This is a genomic window from Streptomyces sp. NPDC051217, from assembly GCF_044455465.1.
In the GTDB taxonomy this organism is placed as follows: domain Bacteria; phylum Actinomycetota; class Actinomycetes; order Streptomycetales; family Streptomycetaceae; genus Streptomyces.
The window spans coordinates 372,084-392,645 of record NZ_JBITEV010000001.1 but is presented as its reverse complement, the minus strand read 5'-3'; the positions used below and the strand labels follow the sequence as shown (position 1 = coordinate 392,645).

The window sequence follows — 20,562 nt, the reverse complement described above, 5'->3', positions numbered from 1 at the left end:
GAAATCCACTCGAATCGGTGACCCCGGGGCCGGTGTCTCCTGACGTCAGGACCGCCGTGGACTCAAGGGACTTGACGGGCCGGCGGGCGTGAGGCTCAGGACGCCTCGGACGCCTTCTCCGTCTCGGCCGCGAGCTTTTCGAGCAGCTCGTCGTAGATACGGGCGAGCCCCTTGGGCGCGAACGTCCTCTCGAAGAAACCGCCGATGCCGCCCGCGCCGTCCCAGACGGTGGTGACGACGGCCTTGGAACGGCCCTCGCCGGCCGGGGTGACGACCCAGGTGGTGACCATCGAGGAGTTGCGGTCCTTCTCCACGAGCTGGCCGTCCGTGGGCTCGGTGACTTCGAGGAGACAGTCGCGGACGCGCTTCTTGGTCGCCCGGAGCTTCCAGTGGACGAGCGTCCCCTCGCCGTCGCCGCCCTCGCGGACCTCGTACTCACTGAAGTGCGCGGGCAGCACCTTCGGACGGATCTCCTGGTAGTCCGCCAGCGCGTCGAACACCGTCTCCGGGTCCGCCGCGATGATCCGCTCCGTCGTGGCCTCGACCTGCGCCATGGCTTCCTCCAGCATTCGTTTCTCCGGACGGCCAGCCAACCATCTCCACGAGGCGCGCCCAAATCCGGGGTTGCATCGATCATGGGAACACGTGTTCTATTCTGTGGTCAGTACAACTGAGGAGGCGCACATGCGCTGGGACAATCTGACCGAGAACCCCACGTCGGCCCGCGACGCGGCGCTCTTCGGTACGGACGCGGTGACCACCAGGACCTTCGACACCCCCGAATTCCGCGGCATCACCTTCCACGAGATCCGCGCCCGTTCGATCGTGAACCGGGTACCGGGCGCGTCCCGGATGCCCTTCGAATGGACGGTCAATCCGTACCGGGGATGCTCACACGCGTGCGTGTACTGCTTCGCCCGCAAGACCCACAGCTATCTGGACCTCGACACCGGCATCGGTTTCGACTCGCAGATCGTCGTCAAGATCAACGCGCCGGAGCTGCTGCGCCGCCAGCTCGCCTCGCGCCGCTGGCAGGGCGCGCACATCGCGATGGGCACGAACGTCGACTGCTACCAGCGGGCGGAGGGCCGCTACCGGCTGATGCCGGGCATCATCTCGGCGCTGCGCGACCGCGCGAACCCCTTCTCCATCCTGACGAAGGGCACGCTGATCCTGCGCGACCTCGAACTGCTGCGGCAGGCCGCCGAGGTCACGGACGTCGGCGTGTCCGTCTCCGTCGGCTTCACCGACCAGCGGCTGTGGCGCACGGTCGAGCCGGGCACGCCCTCGCCGGAGCGCCGCCTCGACGCCGTGCGCACACTGACGGACAACGGCATAGGGTGCGGGGTCCTGATGGCCCCCGTCATCCCCTTCCTCGGCGACAGCGCGGACCAGCTCCGCGCCACGGTGCGGGCGATAGCCGCGTCCGGGGCGACGTCGGTGACCCCACTGGTGCTGCATCTGCGGCCGGGCGCGCGCGAGTGGTTCATGCAGTGGCTGCGGGAGCACCACGCGTATCTGGTGCCGCGCTACGAGCGGCTGTACGCGGAGGGGGCGTACGCGCCGAAGTGGTACCAGCGCCGCATCACGCGCCAGGTCCACGAACTGGCCGACGAGTTCGGCATCGGCCCGGCGGGCCGGGCGGCGCGGCGGCGCGTCCTGGTCCCGGAGACACCGGAGGTGGCGCCGGAACCGGGGCCGACGCAGCTGACGCTGATGTAATCCCGGCGCCACGGGGGCGCCGGTGCGATCATCCGGGAATGACAGTGATCGAGGTCGTTCAGGGCGACATCACGCGCCAGGACGCGGAAGCCATCGTCAACGCGGCGAACGAGTCGCTGCGCGGCGGAGGTGGTGTGGACGGGGCGATCCACTGGGCGGCGGGCCCACGGCTCGCGGAGGCGGGCGCGGCGATCGCGCCGTGCGCCCGTGGCGACGCGAAGGCGACACCCGGCTTCGACCTGCCGCCGCCGATCCGCCATGTGATCCATACGGTGGGCCCGGTCTGGAAGGGCGGCGACCGGGGTGAGGAGGACGTCCTGGCCTCCTGCTACCGCCGCTGTCTGGAGGTGGCGGACGAACTGGGCGACAGGAGCGTCGCGTTCCCGGCGATCTCCACGGGCATCTTCGGTTTCCCACCGGACCGGGCGGCCCGGATCGCGGTGGACACGCTCAGGTCCACGCGGACGGATGTCGAACGGATCAGGCTGATGGCGTTCGACGCCGAGACGCACCGCCTGCTGTCGGCGGCTGTCGCGGCGGAGTAGCGCGGTGCGCGCCGTTGCCCGGGGCGTTCGCCGGGTGGCGCGGCTCGTGGGCCGGACGAACCGCCGACCGGGCGGGCCCGGAGACACCGACCCGGCGCGCCGCGGGGACGGGAAGAAGACCCGCCGGGGTCGAGGCCCGGCCACCGCTCGTGGCCGGGCGCCCCGCCGCGGAAAAGCCCTCGTCCCACGGCGGGCGCGTCCGCGAGGATGGGCCCATGAGCCGACTCACCCATGCGCACTCCCCCGCCGGCGTCGCCCCCGGCACCGGTTACAGCCACGTCGTCCGGGGCACCGGGCGGTTTGTCGCCGTGTCCGGGCAGTGTGCCTTCGACGCCGGAGGCGAGATCGTCGGGGCCGGTGACGCCGGTGCGCAGGCACGGCAGGTGTTCGAGAATCCGCGGCGCTGTCTCGCCGAGGCCGGCGCCACCTTCGGTGACGTCGTCAAGCTGACGTACCTCGTGACCGACGTCGCGCATCTGCCCGCCGTACGCGTCGCGCGCGACGAGGTGATCGACACCGAGCGGCCCCCGGCCAGCTCCGCCGTCCAGGTGGCCGCGCTGTTCCGGCCCGAACTGCTCGTCGAGATCGAGGCGTTCGCGATCGTCGGCGAGGACGCCTGACCGCCATGGACCTCCCTGTACGTGCGACGACCCCCGGCATACGTGCGATGACCCTCGACGACTGCGAGGCCGTCGCCACCGTGCGGATCGGCGGCTGGCGGTGGGCGTACGCCGGGTTGATGCCGCAGGCGTACCTCGACGCGCTGAGCGTCGGGGAGGACGCGGCCCGGCGGCGCGGCCGGCTCGCCGACGGGGACGGCACGGTCGTGAACGTCGTGGCGGAGCGTGACGGCGCCGTGGTCGGATGGGCCTGCTTCGGGCCGTGCCGGGACGAGGACGCGCCCTCCGCCGCCGAGGAGCTGTACGCGCTGTACGTACGCCCGGAGCACGTCTCCACCGGCGTCGGCCGCGCACTGATGGACACCTGGCTGGAGCACGCCACCGCCGAAGGCAGCTCCCCACTCCTCCTCTGGGTCCTGAAGGAGAACGGCCGGGCCCGGCGCTTCTACGAAAAGGCTGGATTCACACCCGACGGCGCCGAGGAGCCGTTCGAGGCCGGCGGCGTCGATGTGCCCGAGGTGCGTTACGCGCGCTCCCTCACCCGAGCCGGCTGAGCGCCTCGAACGCGGCGCCGGACAGCCGGGGGTGCGCACGGGCGGCCCGGAGCAGGGGCAGCGCGCGTCTGTCGCCCAGCTGCCCCAGACCCTCGACACACGCCAGTGCCACCCGCCAGTGCGTCTCGTCCGGCGCGAGCAGCCGCTCCAGGGTCGTGAGCAGGGCAGGTACGGACTCCGGTGCCCGTAGCTCGGTGAGCAGCCGCACCGGGTGGAGCGCGTACGCGGTGCGCAGCACGTTCGTGGCGAGCGCGGCGGCGGCGCGTGGTGTACGGGGGTCGGCCAGCCGGGCCAGCGCGCGGGAGGCCGAGACGCAGCGTTCGGGGTCGCGGTGGTTGAGCAGCAGGACCAGCGTCTCGAACGCCCGCCGGTCCCCCGCACAGCCGAGCCGGAAGGCGGCCATCTCCCGTGCCCAGAGGGGGTGCTGGGGCGCGACGAGGACGTCGGCCAGCTCCTCGTGGTCCTCGGTGACGATCAGCCGCCGGTAGGTGGCCGAGCCGCCGGACTCGGCCCGCACCCGCTCGGCGAGTGAGCGCAAGTCCTCGTCGGTGATGCCCTGTTCGGCACGGGCGGTGACCGACGCGCGGGGTGGGGCCACCCCGGCCGTGTCGGCCACCCCCGCCGTCTCCGCAGGTCCTGCCTGCTGTTCCAGCTCGCTCATGCCGGGCAGGGTATCCGCGCTCCGTGTCCGCCAGGACGCTCTCCGTGACCGCCGGAGCGGCGAACGGCCGGTTTCCGCCGGTGACGCACCGCACATCTCCGCAGGGATGGCGCGCTCGTTACCCGCCGGTTAACCTCAAGTGAGCGGGAAACCCCCGCGGCTCCCGGTGGCCTGGTGACGCAGCCACCGTGAGTGTCCGTCGGTTCGGCACAACGCGGTCCGGCAGCACCGCGGCCGTCTGCACAACGGCCGTCCTCACATCTGCCGCACGGCGCGACCCCGGGACAGGGTCCGCCGGTTCTCGTTCCCCCACGCCATCGACCGCCGTCAGAACATCTGCGCGGCAAGCGACTCGCGACACGCAGCTGTCCCCTCTTCAGTCGTCACTCACCCCTGGAGTCCCCTGATGGACATCCCTCTCTCCACCATCGCCGTCGTCGGCCTCGGCACGATGGGGACCGGTATCACCGAGGTCCTCGCCCGCGCCGGCCGTGAGGTCATCGGCATCGACATCGACGAGAGCGCCACCGCCCAGGCGGTCGGCGTCTTCGAAGCGTCCACGGCGCGCGCCGTGGAGCGCGGGCGCATCACCGAGGAGGAGCGCCGCGCGATGCTCGCCCGCTTCCGTACCTTCACCGATCTCGGAGCCGCCGCGGACGCCGGTCTCGTCATCGAGGTCGTCCCGGAGTCGTACGAGATCAAGCAGCAGGTCTTCCGGGCGCTGGACGGGATCGTCTCCCCCACCGCCATCCTCGCCACCGGCACGAACGCCCTGTCGGTGACCCGGCTCGCCGCCGACTCCACGCATCCCGAGCGCGTGCTGGGTCTGCATTTCTTCAACCCGGCCCCCGCGATGAAGCTGGTCGAGGTCGTGTCGTCGGTGCTGACCGCTCCGACGGCCGTCACCGCCGTCACCGCGCTGGCGCGTGAGCTGGGCAAGGAGCCCGTCGCGGTGGGCGACCGGCCCGGCTTCGTCGCGGACGGGCTGCTCTTCGGCTATCTGAACCAGGCAGCCGCGATGTACGAGGCCAGGTACGCGTCGCGCGAGGACATCGACGCCGCGATGCGGCTCGGCTGCGGGCTGCCGATGGGCCCGCTGGCGCTGCTCGACCTGATCGGCGTCGACACCGCCCGTACGGTCCTGGAGGCCATGTACGCCGCGTCGCGCGACCGGCTGCACGCCCCCGCGCCGGTCCTTCGGCAGCTCAGCGAGGCCGGGCTCACCGGCCGTAAGGCGGGGCGCGGCTTCTACACGTACGAGGCGCCGGGCAGCGGCACGGTCGTGCGCGACGCGCTGACCCCGCCGGCCGACGTGCGCGGCGGCGGGAGCGAAAGGACCGTCAGCTCGGTCGGCGTCGCGGGGTCGGGCACGATGGCGAGCGGCATCGCCGAGGTCTTCGCCAAGGCGGGTTACGTCGTGGTGCTCGCGGCCCGCAGCCAGGAGAAGGCGGACGCCGCGAAGGCGCGCGTGGCCAAGTCCCTGGGCCGCTCCGTCGACAAGGGGCGGCTGACCGGAGAGGCGCGCGACGACGCGCTCGCGCGCATCACGCCGGCCGGTTCGCTGGACGCGTTCGACGAGGTGGACCTCGCCGTGGAGGCCGTGACCGAGGACCTGGAGGTCAAGCGGCAGTTGTTCGCGGCGCTCGACAAGGTCTGCAAGCCGGGTGCGGTGCTGGCCACCACGACGTCGTCGCTTCCGGTCGTGGCGTGCGCCCGCGCCACCACGCGCCCGCAGGACGTCATCGGCATGCACTTCTTCAACCCGGCTCCCGCGATGAAGCTGGTCGAGGTGGTCCGGACGGTCCTCACCTCCGACAAGGTCCACGCGACGGTCCGCGAGGTGTGCGCGACGATCCGCAAGCATCCGGTGGACTGCGGCGACCGGGCCGGTTTCATCGTGAACGCGCTGCTGTTCCCGTATCTGAACAACGCGGTGAAGATGGTCCAGGAGCACTACGCGACGCTCGACGACATCGACGCGGCGATGAAGCTGGGCGGCGGCTATCCGATGGGGCCGTTCGAGCTGCTGGACGTGGTCGGTCTCGATGTCTCACTGGCCATCGAGCGGGTCCTGCACCGCGAGTTCCGCGATCCGGGACTGGCTCCGGCACCACTGCTGGAACACCTGGTGGCGGCGGGCTGTCTGGGGCGTAAGACGGGCCGGGGTTTCCGCGAGTACGCCGCCCGGCGGTAGGGCCGGCGGCGGGGCCGACCCGGGCCCGGCGGCAGGGCCCCGGTGGCGGCCCCCACAGGCGCGCCGTCCTGCGCGGATGCAGTACGTTCGGGTCATGGCTCAGCCCGCTGACTCCGCCCGACGGCCCGCCCGTACGAACACGACGTCCGACGCGCCGGAGAGCGCGGCGGGCAGCCGCGCGGCGGCCCAGCGGCTGAAGATGCGCCGGGAACTGTCGGCGGCGGCGATGGAGCTGTTCTCGACCAAGGGGTACGAGGCGACGACCGTCGACGAGATCGCCGCGGCGGCCGGGGTCGCGCGCCGGACGTTCTTCCGGCACTTCCGTTCCAAGGAAGAGGCGATCTTCCCCGACCACGACGACACCCTCGTCCGCGCGGAGGCCGTCCTGAACGCGGCGCCCGCGCACGAGCATCCGCTCGACACGGTGTGCCGGGGCATCAAGGAAGTCATGCGGATGTACGCGGCTTCGCCGACCCTGTCCGTGGCGCGCTACCAGCTCACCCGCGAGGTGCCCGCCCTGCGCGAGGCGGAGATCGCCTCGGTGGCCCGCTACGAGCGGCTCTTCACCCGCTATCTGCTGGGCCATTTCGACGAGCACGACCACCCCGAGGGCAATGACGACCCGCTGCTCGCCGAGGTGGCCGCGTCCGCCGTCGTCACCGCGCACAACCATGTGCTGCGCCGCTGGCTGCGGGCCGACGGCCAGGGAGACGTGGAGGCGCAGCTGGACCATGCCTTCGCGATCGTCCGCGACACGTTCGGCTCGGGCATCGCCGCGGGCCGGACCATGGGCGACCGGCAGCCGGCGGCCACGGCGAGCACCAGCGGCGAGGTCCTGGTGGCGGTGGCCCGTACGGACGCGCCGCTGGACGAGGTCATGCGCACGATCAAGCAGGCGCTCAAGGACGCGTGACTCGCGCCGGTGACCGGCCCCGACCGGCCCTTCACCGACACGCCTGCGGTGACACGCCTCAGCTGAGCCACTCCGCCACCAAACAGCCACCTAAGGTGACATCTCACCTCACAGAGTGGACTGCTGGTGCTCATGCGTGCCACCCGGATGACAATTGAGACAGATTCTTGGCACGCAGTGCCTTGTCGTATGACACGGCGTGCCATACGTTATGGGTGTCCGGGCGGCCGGCGCACCGAGATCTCATCTGCGCCGGCTGTCCCCGTGAGCCACCCGGCCCGCGCGCCCGGACGCCTGCGTCACAGGCATTCCGCACGCCCACCCGGCGTGGCCACGCACCACCACGCGCCGAACCGACGGCACACCTCCACCGCCCCACGCGCACAGCGCAGCCCCACGTCCCATCCCTCAGGGACCTGTTCAGCGTTCCCGCAACACGCTCCGCCGGAGGCCACACCGTGAAGGACATCCTGGACGCCATCATGTCGCCGGACAGCACGCCCGACGACTTCGCCGCACTGCCCCTGCCCGAGACCTACCGCGCGGTGACCGTGCACAAGGACGAGACCGACATGTTCGCCGGTCTCGGCTCCCGCGAGAAGGACCCGCGCAAGTCTCTCCACATCGACGACGTGCCGGTGCCCGAACTCGGCCCCGGCGAGGCCCTGGTGGCCGTCATGGCCAGCTCGGTCAATTACAACTCCGTCTGGACCTCGATCTTCGAGCCGATGTCGACCTTCGGTTTCCTGGAGCGCTACGGCAAGCTCAGCGAGCTGTCGAGGCGTCACGACCTGCCCTACCACGTCATCGGGTCCGACCTGGCCGGGGTCGTGCTGCGCACCGGGCCCGGGGTCAACACCTGGCACCCGGGTGACGAGGTCGTCGCGCACTGTCTCTCCGTCGAGCTGGAGAGCTCGGACGGGCACAACGACACGATGCTCGACCCCGAGCAGCGCATCTGGGGCTTCGAGACCAACTTCGGCGGCCTGGCCGAGATCGCGCTCGTCAAGTCCAACCAGCTGATGCCCAAGGCCGCGCACCTGAGCTGGGAGGAGGCCGCGGCCCCCGGCCTGGTCAACTCCACCGCGTACCGCCAGCTGGTGTCGCGCAACGGCGCCGGGATGAAGCAGGGCGACAACGTGCTGATCTGGGGGGCGAGCGGCGGACTCGGCTCGTACGCGACCCAGTTCGCGCTCGCCGGCGGAGCCAATCCGGTCTGTGTGGTCTCCAGCGACCACAAGGCGGAGATCTGCCGGCGCATGGGCGCCGAGGCGATCATCGACCGCACGGCCGAGGAGTACCGGTTCTGGCAGGACGAGCACCATCAGAACCCGCGCGAGTGGAAACGGTTCGGCAAGCGCATCCGTGAACTGACCGGCGGCGAGGACGTCGACATCGTCTTCGAGCACCCGGGCCGGGAGACCTTCGGCGCCAGTGTGTACGTCACCCGCAAGGGCGGCACGATCGTCACCTGCGCCTCGACGTCCGGCTTCACCCACGAGTACGACAACCGCTACCTGTGGATGTCGCTGAAGCGGATCGTGGGCTCGCACTTCGCCAACTACCGCGAGGCGTGGGAGGCCAACCGGCTCGTCGGCAAGGCGAAGATCCACCCGACGCTGTCGAAGGTGTACCCCCTGGAGGAGACCGGCCAGGCCGCCTACGACGTGCACAGCAACCGGCATCAGGGCAAGGTCGGCGTGCTCGCGCTGGCGCCCCGCGAGGGCCTGGGGGTCAGCGACCCGGGGACCCGGGCCAAGCACATCGACGCCATCAACCGCTTCCGGGACGTGTGACATGCCGGAAGCAGACCCCGAACGGGCGGCCCCCCGCCCCGTCGGCGGCAGGCGGCCGAAGGACCGGCCGTGGCTCATGCGGACGTACGCCGGCCATTCGACCGCCGAGGCCTCCAACGCGCTGTACCGGAACAACCTGGCCAAGGGCCAGACCGGTCTCTCGGTCGCCTTCGACCTGCCGACGCAGACGGGCTACGACCCGGACCACGTCCTGGCGCGCGGCGAGGTCGGCCGGGTCGGCGTCCCCGTCTCCCATCTCGGGGACATGCGGCGGCTGTTCGAGGACATCCCGCTGGCGAAGATGAACACGTCGATGACCATCAACGCGACCGCCATGTGGCTGCTGGCGCTCTACCAGGTGGTCGCCGAGGAGCAGGGCGCGGACAGCGATCTGCTCCAGGGGACGACGCAGAACGACATCGTGAAGGAGTACCTGTCGCGCGGGACGCATGTCTTCCCGCCGGTGCCCTCGCTGCGGCTGACCACCGACATGATCACGTACACGGTGGCGCACATCCCCCGCTGGAACCCGATCAACATCTGCAGCTACCACCTCCAGGAGGCGGGAGCGACCCCGGTCCAGGAGATCGCGTACGCGATGTCGACGGCGATCGCCGTGCTGGACGCGGTGCGCGACAGCGGGCAGGTACCGGCGGAGCGGTTCGGCGATGTCGTCGCCCGTATCTCGTTCTTCGTGAACGCCGGGGTGCGGTTCATCGAGGAGATGTGCAAGATGCGCGCCTTCGGCCGTATCTGGGACCGGATCACCCGTGAGCGGTACGGCGTGGAGAACGAGAAGCAGCGCCGCTTCCGGTACGGCGTCCAGGTCAACTCCCTCGGCCTGACGGAGGCGCAGCCGGAGAACAACATCCAGCGCATCGTGCTGGAGATGCTGGGCGTGACGCTCTCCAAGGACGCGCGGGCCCGCGCCGTACAACTCCCGGCGTGGAACGAGGCGTTGGGGCTTCCGCGGCCGTGGGACCAGCAGTGGTCGCTGCGGATACAGCAGGTACTCGCCCTGGAGAGCGACCTGTTGGAGTACGACGACATCTTCGCCGGGTCGCACGTCGTGGAGGCGAAGGTGGCGTCCCTCGTCGAGGAGTCGCTGGCGGAGATGGACCGGATCGAGGAGATGGGCGGTGTGATGGCCGCCGTCGAGTCCGGCTATCTGAAGTCGCGGCTGGTCTCCTCGCACGCCGAGCGCCGGGCGCGTATCGAGTCGGGCGAGGAGAAGATCGTCGGCGTCAACTGCTTCGAGCCGACCGAGCCCAATCCGCTGACCGCCGATCTGGACACCGCGATCATGACGGTCGACCCGGCGAACGAGGCGCGGGTCGTGGCGGCTCTGCGGGAGTGGCGCGACAACCGGGACGAGACGCGGGCGAGCGAGTCGCTGGCCGCCCTGAAGCGGACGGCGGCGGGCACCGACAATCTGATGGCGGCGACCGTGGAGTGCGCGCGGGCCGGTGTGACGACCGGCGAGTGGGCCTGGGCGCTGCGGGACGTCTTCGGCGAGTTCCGGGCGCCGACCGGGGTGAGCGGCGCGCCGGTCGCGGTCACCGCCGAGGCCGGGACGCCGCTCGCCGCCGTACGGGAGAAGGTGTCCCGTACGGCCGCCGAACTCGGCTCGGGCCGGCTGCGGCTGCTGGTGGGCAAGCCGGGGCTGGACGGCCACTCCAACGGGGCCGAGCAGATCGCCGTACGCGCGCGTGACGCCGGGTTCGAGGTGGTCTACCAGGGCATCAGGCTGACACCCGAACAGATCGTGAACGCCGCCGTCGCCGAGGACGTGCACTGCGTGGGCCTGTCGATCCTGTCGGGCTCGCACGCCGCGCTGGTGCCCGATGTGCTCGGCCGGCTGCGCGAGGCGGGGGCCGGGGACATCCCGGTGATCGTCGGCGGGATCATCCCGAGCGCCGACGCCGAGGCGCTGAAGGCCGCAGGAGTGGCCGCCGTCTTCACCCCGAAGGACTTCGGGATCACCGAGATCATCGGCCGTATCGTCGACGAGATCCGTCACGCGAACAAGCTCGACCCCCTGGACCCCCTGGAGGTTTCCACATGACCACGTCGGCCAAGTCCGCCGCCCCGGACACGCCCGCGAACAGGCTCCGGCCCCGGCGCTCCTGCCTGGCCGTCCCCGGCTCGAACCCGCGCTTCCTGGAGAAGGCACAGGACCTCCCCGCCGACCAGGTCTTCCTCGACCTGGAGGACGCCTGCGCGCCGCTCGCCAAGGAAGGCGCGCGGCACACCATCGTCGACGCGCTCAACAAAGGTGACTGGACGGGAAAGACGCGGGTGGTACGCGTCAACGACTGGACGACGCACTGGACGTACCGCGACGTGATCACGGTCGTGGAGGGCGCGGGCCACAATCTGGACTGCGTCATGCTGCCCAAGGTCCAGGACGCGCAGCAGGTCGTCTCGCTCGATCTGCTGCTCACCCAGATCGAGAAGACGATGGGCTTCGAGGTCGGCCGTATCGGTATCGAGGCGCAGATCGAGAACGCCAGGGGTCTGGTGAACGTCGACGAGATCGCGGCGTCGTCGCCGCGGCTGGAGACCATCGTGTTCGGCCCCGCCGACTTCATGGCGTCGATCAACATGAAGACGCTGGTGGTCGGTCAGCAGCCGCCCGGTTACGGCGCGGACGCCTACCACTACATCCTGATGCGGATCCTGATGGCGGCCCGTACCCACGATCTCCAGGCGATCGACGGGCCGTTCCTCCAGATCCGGGACGTGGACGCGTTCCGCGAGGTCGCGGGCCGGGCCGCCGCGCTGGGCTTCGACGGCAAGTGGGTCCTGCATCCGGGGCAGATCGACGCCGCGAACGAGATCTTCTCGCCGTCGCAGGAGGACTACGACCACGCGGAGCTGATCCTCGACGCGTACGACTACGCGACGTCCGAGGCGGGCGGCAAGAAGGGGTCGGCGATGCTCGGCGACGAGATGATCGACGAGGCGAGCCGCAAGATGGCGCTGGTCGTCTCCGGCAAGGGACGGGCGGCCGGCCTGCGGCGGACGTCGAAGTTCGAAGCCCCGGAGGCGTGAGAGATGCGATTCGGGCGCACATTCGAGGAGTTCGAGGTCGGCGCCGTCTACAAGCACTGGCCGGGAAAGACCGTCACCGAGTACGACGACCATCTGTTCTGTCTGCTCACCATGAACCACCATCCGCTCCATCTCGACAGCAACTACGCGCGGAAGACGACCGACTTCGGCAAGAACGTCGTGGTGGGGAACTACATCTACTCACTGCTGCTCGGCATGTCGGTCCCCGACGTCTCCGGCAAGGCCATCGCCAATCTGGAGGTCGAGTCGCTGAAGCACATCGCGCCGACCTTCCACGGCGACACGCTGTACGGCGAGACGACGGTCCTGGACAAGACACCGTCGAGGTCCAAGGACGACCGGGGCGTCGTGTACGTCGAGACCACGGGCTACAAGCAGGACGGCACGGTCGTGTGCGTCTTCCGCCGCAAGGTGATGGTGCCGACCGCGACCTACATCGACAAGCGCGGCGGCGAACAGCCCGGCCGCCCCGAGCCGATCACGCAGGAGAGCTGACCCATGAGCCGTCTCGCCCAGACCGCGGACCTGACCGACATCCAGCGGGAGATCCTCTCCACGGTCAGGGACTTCGTCGACAAAGAGATCCTGCCGGTGGCCACGGAGCTGGAGCACCGGGACGAGTACCCGGCGCGGATCGTCGAAGGGCTCAAGGAACTCGGTCTGTTCGGGCTGATGATCCCCGAGGAGTACGGCGGTCTGGGCGAGTCCCTGCTCACGTACGCGCTCTGCGTGGAGGAGATCGCCCGCGGCTGGATGTCCGTGTCGGGCATCATCAACACGCATTTCATCGTGGCGTACATGCTCAAGCAGCACGGCACACAGGAGCAGAGGGACACCTTCCTGCCGCGCATGGCGACCGGGGAGGTGCGTGGCGCGTTCTCGATGTCGGAGCCGGGGCTCGGTTCGGACGTGTCGGCCATCACGTCGAAGGGCGTCAAGGACGGCGACGAGTACGTGCTCGACGGCCAGAAGATGTGGCTGACGAACGGCGGCACGTCCACGCTCGTCGCCGTGCTCTGCCGTAGTGACGAAGGCCACCCCGAGGGCACCGCGCGCCACAAGTCGATGACCACGTTCCTGGTCGAGAAGGAGCCCGGCTTCGGTGAGGTACGGCCCGGTCTGACCATCCCCGGCAAGATCGACAAGATGGGCTACAAGGGCGTCGACACCACCGAGTTGATCATGGACGGGCTGCGCATTCCGGCCAATCGGGTGCTCGGCGGCGCCACCGGCCGAGGGTTTTACCAAATGATGGACGGCGTCGAGGTCGGCCGGGTCAACGTCGCAGCGCGTGGCTGTGGCGTCGCACAACGCGCCTTCGAGCTCGGCGTCGCGTACGCCCAGCAGCGTCAGACTTTCGGCAAGGCGATCGCGGAACACCAGGCAATCCAGTTCAAGCTGGCCGAAATGGCCACCAAGGTCGAAGCAGCTCATGCGATGATGGTCAATGCGGCACGCAAAAAGGACTCCGGGGAACGAAACGACCTGGAGGCAGGGATGGCGAAGTACCTCGCCTCCGAATACTGCAAGGAAGTCGTCGAGGACGCCTTCCGGATCCACGGCGGTTACGGCTTCTCCAAGGAGTACGAAATCGAGCGTCTCTACCGCGAGGCACCGATGCTGCTCATCGGCGAAGGTACCGCCGAGATCCAGAAAATGATCATTGGTCGCCGACTGCTGGAGGAGTACCGATTCCAGGGTTGATCGCGGTCTATGGTCACATTTGACCGCCCACAACACCACACGCCGTCATCGTCTTCCGGCCGCCGACTCGGCTTCTGCATTGCCCAGTTGCACCTGGCAACCGATACCATCGACGGAAAGCCGCCGTCCCCGTTGCCCGTGCGGCATCATCCGCTACGAAGGTCATTCATGCCCCACAGCCAAACCTCTGCACGACGCGGCAGCGTCCGCCTTGCGCGCGGAGCATCGCCGTGGCTTCTGCCGACCGTCGCCACCGCAGCACTCAGTCTGGTCCGCGCCCGCGGCTCGAAGCGCGCCGCCGCCATCGCCGTGCCCGCCACCGCTCTCGCGGCAGGCATGCTGTGGTTCTTCCGCGACCCCGAGCGAGAGATCACGCAGGGCCGGGTCATCTCACCGGCCGACGGCGTGGTGCAGAGCATCATGCCGTGGAAGGACGGGCGCACCCGCGTCGCGATCTTCATGAGCCCGCTGAACGTTCATGTCAACCGCGCTCCCCTCGCGGGCACCGTGACGTCCGTGGAGCACATCCCCGGCGGTTTCGTCCCCGCGTTCAACAAGGAGAGCGAGAACAACGAACGCGTTGTCTGGCACTTCGACACCGAGCTCGGTGACATCGAGATGGTGCAGATCGCCGGCGCCGTGGCCCGGCGGATCGTCCCGTACGTACCGCAGGGGACCAAGCTGGAGCAAGGCGAGCGCATCGGCCTGATCCGTTTCGGCTCACGCGTCGACATCTACCTTCCGGAAGGTGTCGACGTCGCCGTCGAGGTCGGTCAGGCCACGACCGCAGGGGTGACTCGAATTGACCGTGATTGATCCCGACGCACCGGCCGGCTGGGTCGCCGAGGCCGAGGAGGAGGACGACGCGGAGGAAATGCCGTTGTCGATGCGGCTGTCGATAGCGGACACCCTCACCCTCGGTAACGCCACCTGTGGCTTCATGGCCGTGTACTTCACCACCACCGGCATCCTGATCCCGCACCTCACCGGCAGCGAAGAGTCCGGCATGGCGCGGCACTCCGCGGCCACCGCGGTGATCCTCATGCTCTGCGCCGCGGTCTTCGACCTCTTCGACGGACTCGTGGCCCGCAAGCTGCGCAGCTCGCCGATGGGCGCGGAGCTGGACAACCTCTCCGACCTGATCAGCTTCGGTCTGGCGCCCGCGTACTTCGTGCTCGTCTACGGCATGGTCGCCGACGACGCGCATCAGCGGGTCTCGGCGCTGGCCGCGATCGTCGTGCTGCTGGCGGTGGTCCTGCGGCTCGCGAGATTCTCCTGCGTCACGCTGAAGCACGGCATGTTCCAGGGCATGCCGAGCCCCTTCGGCGCGCTCACGGTCGTCTCGATCGTGCTCCTGGAGCTTCCCTTCGTACCGACGCTGCTCGCCATCGTCGGTGTGGCGTGGCTCATGGTGAGCCGGGTCGAGTATCCGAAACCGCGGGGCATCCTGGCGGTCGCGATGCTCAGCTGGATCGTGTCCGCGATGGCGCTGCTGGTGGCCTGGGCGTTCGACGCGCCGGGCGGGCAGCTGCTGCTCCAGACGGGCTGTGCGCTCCAGGTCGTGACCGGCGCGGTGATCCCGCTCTTCGCCACGGCGCGACGCGTGAACACGTTCCGTGACAACCGGCGCGAGGCGCGGGCGGCACAGCTGCCGTAGCCACCGCCTGTTCCGACCGGCATACGGAAGGGCCCGGACGCTTCGAGCGTCCGGGCCCTTCCGTGTGCGGGGTGGCCGGTCAGCCGCCGAAGGTGAACCCCTCGGCGGGCTTCGCCACCCGCGCCTCCTGGACGACCTTCAGACCGCCCGGCACCTTCGAGTCCGGCTTCATGATCACGGACTCCCGGGTGGAGGGCGCCGCCGGGTCCGAGAAGTCGTGGGTGATCCCGAAGCCGGTGGAGAACGCGTCGAGGCCCAGCAGCGCCTTGTCGACGCCCTCCCTGGTCAGGTCCTTCGACTCGCACGCCTTCTTCAGCAGCTCGCCGTAGAGCGAGGCGGCCGTGTAGCCGGAGACGACACCGTTGTCGAGACCGTCGTCCGGGTAGGCCGCCGCGTACTCCGTGGCCAGCTTCTTCGGTGCCGGTTCGTCCGAGCCGATGGGCAGGGTGGACGAGGCGATGTAGTAGTCCTTCATCAGCGCCGGGCCCGCCGCCGTGGCGAGCAGCTGCGGCGCGAACGCCGAGTTGTTGCCGACGACCGGCACATTGAACCCGCCGGCCGCCGCCACACCCACCAGTGAGGCAGCCTGGCGCGGTCCCGCGCTGATCACGATCGCCTTGACCCCCGCCTTCTTGAGGGCGGCGACCTGCGCGGACATGTCGTTGTCGGTCGGCTTGATCTTCTGCTCGACGACCGTGAGACCCGCCTGCTCGGCCGCGTACCCGGAGCCGACGAGCGCGTTCTCGCCGTAGTCGCCCTCGAAGTAGACATGGCCGATCTTGTCGCCCTCGGCGATGCGCTCGGTGCTGAGGAGGTAGTCGATCGCGTTGATCGTCTCGATGTCGTACGTGGCGCCGACGACCCGTACGTACGGGCTGCCGAGCAGATTGGCCGACCAGGCCTGCGGCAGGACCAGGCCCTTGTCCTGACCGTCGATGCGCTTCTCGACGGCGGCGACGAACGGCGAGCCGATGAACTGGACGAAGCCGAGCACGTCCGGCTCCAGCTCCGTGTAGGCGGCGACGGCCTTCTGCGGGTCGTAACCGTGGTCGCGTACGGTCAGCTCGATCGTACGGCCGCAGATACCGCCCGCCTTGTTCGTCTGGTCCGCCCACAGCTGCTGGGCCTGGGTGACGCTCTTGCCGAGCGAGGCGTAGACGCCGGTCATGTCGGTGAGCACGCCGAGCGAGATGGTCTTGTCGCTCACGCCCTGCCCGGTCTTCACTCCCCCGGCGTCCTCGTCGGTGGCCTTGCCGTCGCCCTCGGTGGCCTTGCCGCTGCACCCGGCCAGCGCGAGGGCCAGTACGACCAACAGCGCCGCGCCGGTCCTCGGTGCGTTCGTGTGACGTGCGCGTCGCTTCATGTCTTCTCCCGTGAGAACCGTCGGAACACTGACAGGCGGGTGAGTCCGCCGGGCAGGAAGAGCACCACCGCGACAATCGCGGCGCCGTACAGATAGCGGGACGCCTCGCCCGGGGTGACACCGCCCGCACCGGGGTCGGCGACCAGCGGAAGCGAGTCGCTGTAGTGGGTGAGGAGCTGTGGCAGCAGGGCGACGAAGGCCGCGCCGACGACCGCTCCCGCGACCGTGCCGAGACCGCCGATGACGATCATGGCGAGATATTCGAGGGCCAGGATCATGCCGAAGTAGTCGGGCACGGTCCGCTGGAAGATCAGTGCGATCAGTACGCCGGCCAGCCCCGCGTACATGGAGGACAGCACGAAGACGGCCGCGCGGTAGCGGGCGACCGGCACGCCCATCACACCGGCGGCGATGCGGTGGTCGCGGATCGCGTTCATGGCCCGGCCCGGCCTGCCGCGCAGCACACCGCGCGCGAAGAGGCCGCCGGCGAGGAGGGCGAACAGGCCCGCGTACCAGAGCTTCTCCGACGACCCGAAGGGGACGGCGGCGATCACGACCTCGGTGTCGTCGAAGTCGAAACCGAAGAGCGAGAGCACGGGGACGTCGCGGCCGTTGAACCCGCCGGTCAGATCTCCGGCGTTGAAAAGGACGTGCTGCCCGATGAAGATCAGCGCGAGGGTCGCGATACCGAGGTAGGCACCGCGCAGCCGGCCGGCGATGGGGCTGAAGAGGCCGCCCGCCGCGCCCGCGAGGAGTACGGCGAGTACGACCGCGAGCCAGGTGGGCAGACCGAGTCCGGTGAGCCGGCGGCCGTTCTCCTCGCCGCTCTCGCCCGCGAAGACGCAGTAGCCGTAGGCGCCGACTGCGAGGAAGAAGGAGTGGCCCATGGAGAGCTGGCCGGTGGCGCCGGTGAGGAGGTTGAGTCCGATGGCGCCGACGGCGGCGGCCATGGCGAAGAGACCGGCCTGGAGCCAGAAGCGGTCGAGGTAGAAGGGGAGGGCGAGGAGCAGGAGGGAGCCGGCGAGCCAGAGGTAGGCGCGGGGGGTGCGGTGCGGTGGGGCCTTGGTGGGTGCGTGGGTCGTGTCAGACACGGGCGAGCTCCTTCGTACCGAAGAGCCCGGCGGGCCGGATGAGCAGCACCGCGACCATCACGAGATACGGCGCGAGGTCGCCGAAACCCCGCCCCAGGAAGGTCAGATCGCTCTGGTAACCGGTGGCGAAGGACTCGGTGACTCCGACGATCAGTCCTCCGGCGAGCGCCCCGGTCGTGGAGTCGAGGCCGCCGAGTATCGCGGCGGGGAAGGCCTTGAGCGCGGCGAGGGACGTGGCGCGTTCGAGGCCGGGGGTCGGGAAGACCGTGAGGAAGAGCGCGGCCACGGCGGCGAGCGAGCCCGCGACGGCCCAGGCGGAGAGCGAGACGCGGCCGAGACGCACGCCCATGAGCGCGGCGGTCCCCGGATTCTCCGCCGCCGCGCGCATCGAGACGCCCCAGGTGGTGTAGCGGAAGGCGAGCAGGAACGCGGTGATCAGGAGGGCCGCGGCGACGAAGGCCGCGACGCGCGTCTGGGCGATGGTGATGTCCCCGACGGTGAGGAGCTTGTCGCCCCAAGGGTCGCCGAGCGCGAGGACGTCGGTGCCGATGCGGCGGGTGAGTTCGGTGGTGAGGAGGATGTCGACGCCGATGGTGACGATGGCGAGGACGCTGTGGTCGGCCCCCCGGTAGCGCCGCATGACGGTGTATTCGACGGCCGATCCGACGACGGCGGCGCCCGCGATGCCGACGGCGAGCGCGGGCCAGAAGCCGATGTCGTCGTGGAGTACGGCGGTGACGTACCCGCCGGCCAGGAGGAGCGAGGCGTGGGCGAAGTTGACGACCTCGGTGGCTTTGAAGATGACGACGAAGCCGAGGGCGATGAGGGCGTAGACGGAGCCCATCGACAGCCCGCCGAGGAGGAGTTCGACGAAGGTGGTCATGGCGTGGCCTCCTCGTTTGCGGCGGTGTCGGCGCTCTCCGGGCTCCCGGGGCTCTCCGGGCTCTCCGGGCTTTCGCCCAAGTAGGCGCGGACCACGGCCGGATCGCTCTGCACCTGGGCGGGCGTACCGCCGGCGATCCGGCGTCCGAAGTCGAGTACGGTCACGGCGTCGGCGAGCCGCATCACCACCCCCATGTCGTGTTCGACCAGCACGATCGAGATGCCGAGGCTGTCGCGTACGCCGGCCACGACGGCTGCCGTACGGCGCCGTTCGTCGGCGGTCATCCCTGCGACGGGTTCGTCCAGGAGCAGCACCGTGGGCTCCATGCACAGGGCGCGGCCCAGCTCGACGAGCTTCTGCTTCCCGTACGGGAGGGCCCCCGCCGGCCGGTCCAGATCGCCCGCCAGCCCCACGAACTCGGCTATCTCGCCGACCCTGGCGCGGTGTTCGCGCGCCTCGCGGGCGGCGGACGGCAGACGGAGCCCGGTGGCGAGGAAGCCGGCGCGGGTGAGGCGGTGGCGGCCGAGCAGCATGCTGTCGGCGACGGTGGCGTGCGGCGGGAGAGCGAGGTTCTGGAAGGTGCGGGCGATGCCGAGCGCGGCGACGCGGTGCGGGGCGAGGCCGGTGAGTTCGGTCCGGCCGAGGCGGACGCTGCCGGAGGTGGCGCGGTAGACACCGGACAGGACGTTGAAACAGGTGGACTTGCCCGCGCCGTTGGGGCCGATGACGGCGTGCACACTGCCGGGTTCGACGGTGAAGGAGACGGAGTCGAGGGCGGTGAGCCCGGCGAAGCGGACGGTGACGCCGGTGACGGTGAGGGGTGGTGGTGTGTGGGATTCCGGCGCGGGGCGGCCGACCGTCCGTTCGGGATGTCCGGCCGACGCGCTGCCTTCGGCGCCGACCGGTGTCTTCTCGGAGTCCGTCACGCGGTCCACCTCCGCAGCACCGGCGCGGACTCCTGGGCCCGGTCGGCGTCCTCGGCGGCCGTCTCGTCCACGACCCCCAGGTAGCGGCGGCGTACCTCGTCGGAGGCGGCGAGTTCGGCGGCGTCCCCTTCGAGCGTGACCTCGCCGACCTCCAGGACGTATGCGCGGGACGCCAGCCGCAGGGCCATGGAGGCGTTCTGCTCGACAAGAAGGACCGACGTGCCCGTGGAGTTGATGTGCCGGATCGTCTCGCCGATCCGGGCAGCCACGAGGGGGGCGAGCCCGAGCGACGGTTCGTCCAGGAGGAGCAGCCGGGGGCGTGCCATCAGGCCCCGGGCGAGTGCCAGCATCTGCTGCTCGCCGCCGGAGAGCAGTCCGGCGCGCTGGCCCGCCCGGTCGGCGAGTACGGGGAACAGCTCGTGCACCTCGGCGAGGGAGGCCGCGTACCGTTTGCGACCGCCGCGCGCGCCGAGCGCACCGGCCCGCAGATTGTCGGCCACCGTCATCCGCGCGAACACCTGCCGCCCCTCCGGGACTTGGACGACTCCGGCCGCCACGACCCCGGCGGCGCCGAGCCCGCCGAGCGGCCGGCCGTCGAAGTGGACGGTGCCACCTGCGGCCGTACCCCGGTGGAAGCCGAGCGTGCGCGAAATGGCTCTCAGCAGCGTCGACTTGCCGGCGCCGTTGCCGCCGAGCACCGCCGTGATCCCGCCGGACGGTACGTCGAGCGACACCTCGTGCAGGGCGCGTACGGGGCCGTAACCGACGGACAGGGCGCGCACTTCGAGCGCGGCCATGCGTTCTCCTCTGCGTCTGGGCTGCTTGGTCCGGTCTGCGTTTCCGGGTTGTCCTGACATG

General features: G+C 70.2%; 20 protein-coding genes. 13 read left to right on the top strand and 7 right to left on the bottom strand.

Features of this window, described 5'->3' with window-relative positions:
• Positions 1-95 precede the first annotated feature (95 nt).
• A complete protein-coding gene (locus ACIBBB_RS01920) occupies positions 96-554 on the bottom strand; it encodes an SRPBCC family protein (protein WP_398978773.1) in 459 nt (152 codons plus the stop codon).
• 130 nt (positions 555-684) lie between these two features.
• On the opposite strand from ACIBBB_RS01920, the gene ACIBBB_RS01915 reads away from it, so the two are divergent.
• From ACIBBB_RS01915 to ACIBBB_RS01900, 4 genes are all read left to right on the top strand, one after another.
• Positions 685-1,722 (top strand): Rv2578c family radical SAM protein, encoded by a 1,038-nt coding sequence (locus ACIBBB_RS01915; RefSeq protein WP_398977692.1) that lies wholly within the window; start codon positions 685-687, stop codon positions 1,720-1,722.
• A gap of 38 nt (positions 1,723-1,760) precedes the next feature.
• Positions 1,761-2,267 (top strand): O-acetyl-ADP-ribose deacetylase, encoded by a 507-nt coding sequence (locus ACIBBB_RS01910; RefSeq protein ID WP_398977690.1) that lies wholly within the window; start codon positions 1,761-1,763, stop codon positions 2,265-2,267.
• Between the two features lie 215 nt (positions 2,268-2,482).
• On the top strand, positions 2,483-2,887 hold the full coding sequence (locus ACIBBB_RS01905) for a RidA family protein (RefSeq protein WP_398977688.1): 405 nt from the start codon (positions 2,483-2,485) through the stop codon (positions 2,885-2,887).
• Positions 2,888-2,892: 5 nt separating this feature from the next.
• On the top strand, positions 2,893-3,441 hold the full coding sequence (locus ACIBBB_RS01900) for a GNAT family N-acetyltransferase (protein ID WP_398977686.1): 549 nt from the start codon (positions 2,893-2,895) through the stop codon (positions 3,439-3,441).
• Here ACIBBB_RS01900 and ACIBBB_RS01895 read toward each other — a convergent pair.
• Complete coding sequence (locus ACIBBB_RS01895; RefSeq protein ID WP_398978771.1) at positions 3,425-3,994, bottom strand: HEAT repeat domain-containing protein; 570 nt, start codon at positions 3,992-3,994, stop codon at positions 3,425-3,427. The two genes, ACIBBB_RS01900 and ACIBBB_RS01895, sit on opposite strands and share 17 nt — an antisense overlap.
• Before the next feature lie 514 nt (positions 3,995-4,508).
• Between ACIBBB_RS01895 and ACIBBB_RS01890 the strand changes: the two genes are divergently transcribed.
• The 9 genes from ACIBBB_RS01890 (at position 4,509) to pssA (ending at position 15,441) form a co-directional block, all read left to right on the top strand.
• Positions 4,509-6,296: a 3-hydroxyacyl-CoA dehydrogenase family protein gene (locus tag ACIBBB_RS01890; RefSeq protein WP_398977684.1), complete on the top strand. Its 1,788-nt coding sequence runs from the start codon at positions 4,509-4,511 to the stop codon at positions 6,294-6,296.
• A 94-nt stretch (positions 6,297-6,390) separates the two neighbouring features.
• On the top strand, positions 6,391-7,209 hold the full coding sequence (locus ACIBBB_RS01885) for a TetR family transcriptional regulator (protein WP_398977682.1): 819 nt from the start codon (positions 6,391-6,393) through the stop codon (positions 7,207-7,209).
• A 458-nt stretch (positions 7,210-7,667) separates the two neighbouring features.
• Positions 7,668-9,005: a crotonyl-CoA carboxylase/reductase gene (gene ccrA / locus ACIBBB_RS01880; protein ID WP_398977680.1), complete on the top strand. Its 1,338-nt coding sequence runs from the start codon at positions 7,668-7,670 to the stop codon at positions 9,003-9,005.
• A 1-nt stretch (position 9,006) separates the two neighbouring features.
• Complete coding sequence (locus tag ACIBBB_RS01875; protein WP_398977678.1) at positions 9,007-11,070, top strand: protein meaA; 2,064 nt, start codon at positions 9,007-9,009, stop codon at positions 11,068-11,070.
• Entirely contained in the window at positions 11,067-12,059 is a 993-nt protein-coding gene (locus tag ACIBBB_RS01870; RefSeq protein ID WP_398977676.1) for an HpcH/HpaI aldolase/citrate lyase family protein, read from the top strand. The genes ACIBBB_RS01875 and ACIBBB_RS01870 overlap by 4 nt, the downstream gene beginning before the upstream one ends.
• 3 nt (positions 12,060-12,062) lie before the next feature.
• Positions 12,063-12,575, top strand: coding sequence for a MaoC family dehydratase (locus tag ACIBBB_RS01865; RefSeq protein WP_398977674.1), 513 nt, complete (start codon positions 12,063-12,065; stop codon positions 12,573-12,575).
• A 3-nt stretch (positions 12,576-12,578) separates the two neighbouring features.
• Positions 12,579-13,784, top strand: a complete 1,206-nt coding sequence (locus ACIBBB_RS01860) for an acyl-CoA dehydrogenase family protein (protein WP_398977672.1) — start codon at positions 12,579-12,581, stop codon at positions 13,782-13,784.
• Positions 13,785-13,952: 168 nt separating this feature from the next.
• Entirely contained in the window at positions 13,953-14,600 is a 648-nt protein-coding gene (locus ACIBBB_RS01855; RefSeq protein WP_329392193.1) for a phosphatidylserine decarboxylase, read from the top strand.
• The gene (gene pssA, locus ACIBBB_RS01850; RefSeq protein ID WP_398977670.1) at positions 14,587-15,441 is read left to right on the top strand and encodes a CDP-diacylglycerol--serine O-phosphatidyltransferase; all 855 of its coding nucleotides are present in this window, start codon (positions 14,587-14,589) and stop codon (positions 15,439-15,441) included. The genes ACIBBB_RS01855 and pssA overlap by 14 nt, the downstream gene beginning before the upstream one ends.
• 79 nt (positions 15,442-15,520) lie before the next feature.
• Here the strand turns inward: pssA and ACIBBB_RS01845 are convergent, their stop codons facing one another.
• From ACIBBB_RS01845 to ACIBBB_RS01825, 5 genes are read right to left on the bottom strand one after another with little or no spacing between them, the layout of a single operon-like run.
• Positions 15,521-16,804 carry an ABC transporter substrate-binding protein gene (locus ACIBBB_RS01845; RefSeq protein ID WP_398977668.1) on the bottom strand — a complete coding sequence of 428 codons (1,284 nt, stop codon included), beginning with the start codon at positions 16,802-16,804 and terminating at the stop codon, positions 15,521-15,523.
• Positions 16,801-17,895: a branched-chain amino acid ABC transporter permease gene (locus tag ACIBBB_RS01840; protein WP_398977666.1), complete on the bottom strand. Its 1,095-nt coding sequence runs from the start codon at positions 17,893-17,895 to the stop codon at positions 16,801-16,803. The genes ACIBBB_RS01845 and ACIBBB_RS01840 overlap by 4 nt, the downstream gene beginning before the upstream one ends.
• Positions 17,888-18,778 carry a branched-chain amino acid ABC transporter permease gene (locus tag ACIBBB_RS01835; RefSeq protein ID WP_398977664.1) on the bottom strand — a complete coding sequence of 297 codons (891 nt, stop codon included), beginning with the start codon at positions 18,776-18,778 and terminating at the stop codon, positions 17,888-17,890. Before ACIBBB_RS01835 ends, ACIBBB_RS01840 begins: the two co-directional genes overlap by 8 nt.
• A complete protein-coding gene (locus ACIBBB_RS01830) occupies positions 18,775-19,704 on the bottom strand; it encodes an ABC transporter ATP-binding protein (RefSeq protein WP_398977662.1) in 930 nt (309 codons plus the stop codon). The genes ACIBBB_RS01835 and ACIBBB_RS01830 overlap by 4 nt, the downstream gene beginning before the upstream one ends.
• Positions 19,701-20,501, bottom strand: a complete 801-nt coding sequence (locus ACIBBB_RS01825) for an ABC transporter ATP-binding protein (RefSeq protein ID WP_398977660.1) — start codon at positions 20,499-20,501, stop codon at positions 19,701-19,703. The genes ACIBBB_RS01830 and ACIBBB_RS01825 overlap by 4 nt, the downstream gene beginning before the upstream one ends.
• Positions 20,502-20,562 lie beyond the last annotated feature (61 nt).

Coding starts and splice junctions, on each gene's coding strand:
- ACIBBB_RS01920 (WP_398978773.1), bottom strand. CDS start 554: ATGGCGCAGGTCGAGGCCACGACGGAGCGGATCATCGCGGCGGACCCG.
- ACIBBB_RS01915 (WP_398977692.1), top strand. CDS start 685: ATGCGCTGGGACAATCTGACCGAGAACCCCACGTCGGCCCGCGACGCG.
- ACIBBB_RS01910 (WP_398977690.1), top strand. CDS start 1,761: ATGACAGTGATCGAGGTCGTTCAGGGCGACATCACGCGCCAGGACGCG.
- ACIBBB_RS01905 (WP_398977688.1), top strand. CDS start 2,483: ATGAGCCGACTCACCCATGCGCACTCCCCCGCCGGCGTCGCCCCCGGC.
- ACIBBB_RS01900 (WP_398977686.1), top strand. CDS start 2,893: ATGGACCTCCCTGTACGTGCGACGACCCCCGGCATACGTGCGATGACC.
- ACIBBB_RS01890 (WP_398977684.1), top strand. CDS start 4,509: ATGGACATCCCTCTCTCCACCATCGCCGTCGTCGGCCTCGGCACGATG.
- ACIBBB_RS01885 (WP_398977682.1), top strand. CDS start 6,391: ATGGCTCAGCCCGCTGACTCCGCCCGACGGCCCGCCCGTACGAACACG.
- ACIBBB_RS01875 (WP_398977678.1), top strand. CDS start 9,007: ATGCCGGAAGCAGACCCCGAACGGGCGGCCCCCCGCCCCGTCGGCGGC.
- ACIBBB_RS01870 (WP_398977676.1), top strand. CDS start 11,067: ATGACCACGTCGGCCAAGTCCGCCGCCCCGGACACGCCCGCGAACAGG.
- ACIBBB_RS01865 (WP_398977674.1), top strand. CDS start 12,063: ATGCGATTCGGGCGCACATTCGAGGAGTTCGAGGTCGGCGCCGTCTAC.
- ACIBBB_RS01860 (WP_398977672.1), top strand. CDS start 12,579: ATGAGCCGTCTCGCCCAGACCGCGGACCTGACCGACATCCAGCGGGAG.
- ACIBBB_RS01855 (WP_329392193.1), top strand. CDS start 13,953: ATGCCCCACAGCCAAACCTCTGCACGACGCGGCAGCGTCCGCCTTGCG.
- ACIBBB_RS01845 (WP_398977668.1), bottom strand. CDS start 16,804: ATGAAGCGACGCGCACGTCACACGAACGCACCGAGGACCGGCGCGGCG.
- ACIBBB_RS01835 (WP_398977664.1), bottom strand. CDS start 18,778: ATGACCACCTTCGTCGAACTCCTCCTCGGCGGGCTGTCGATGGGCTCC.
- ACIBBB_RS01825 (WP_398977660.1), bottom strand. CDS start 20,501: ATGGCCGCGCTCGAAGTGCGCGCCCTGTCCGTCGGTTACGGCCCCGTA.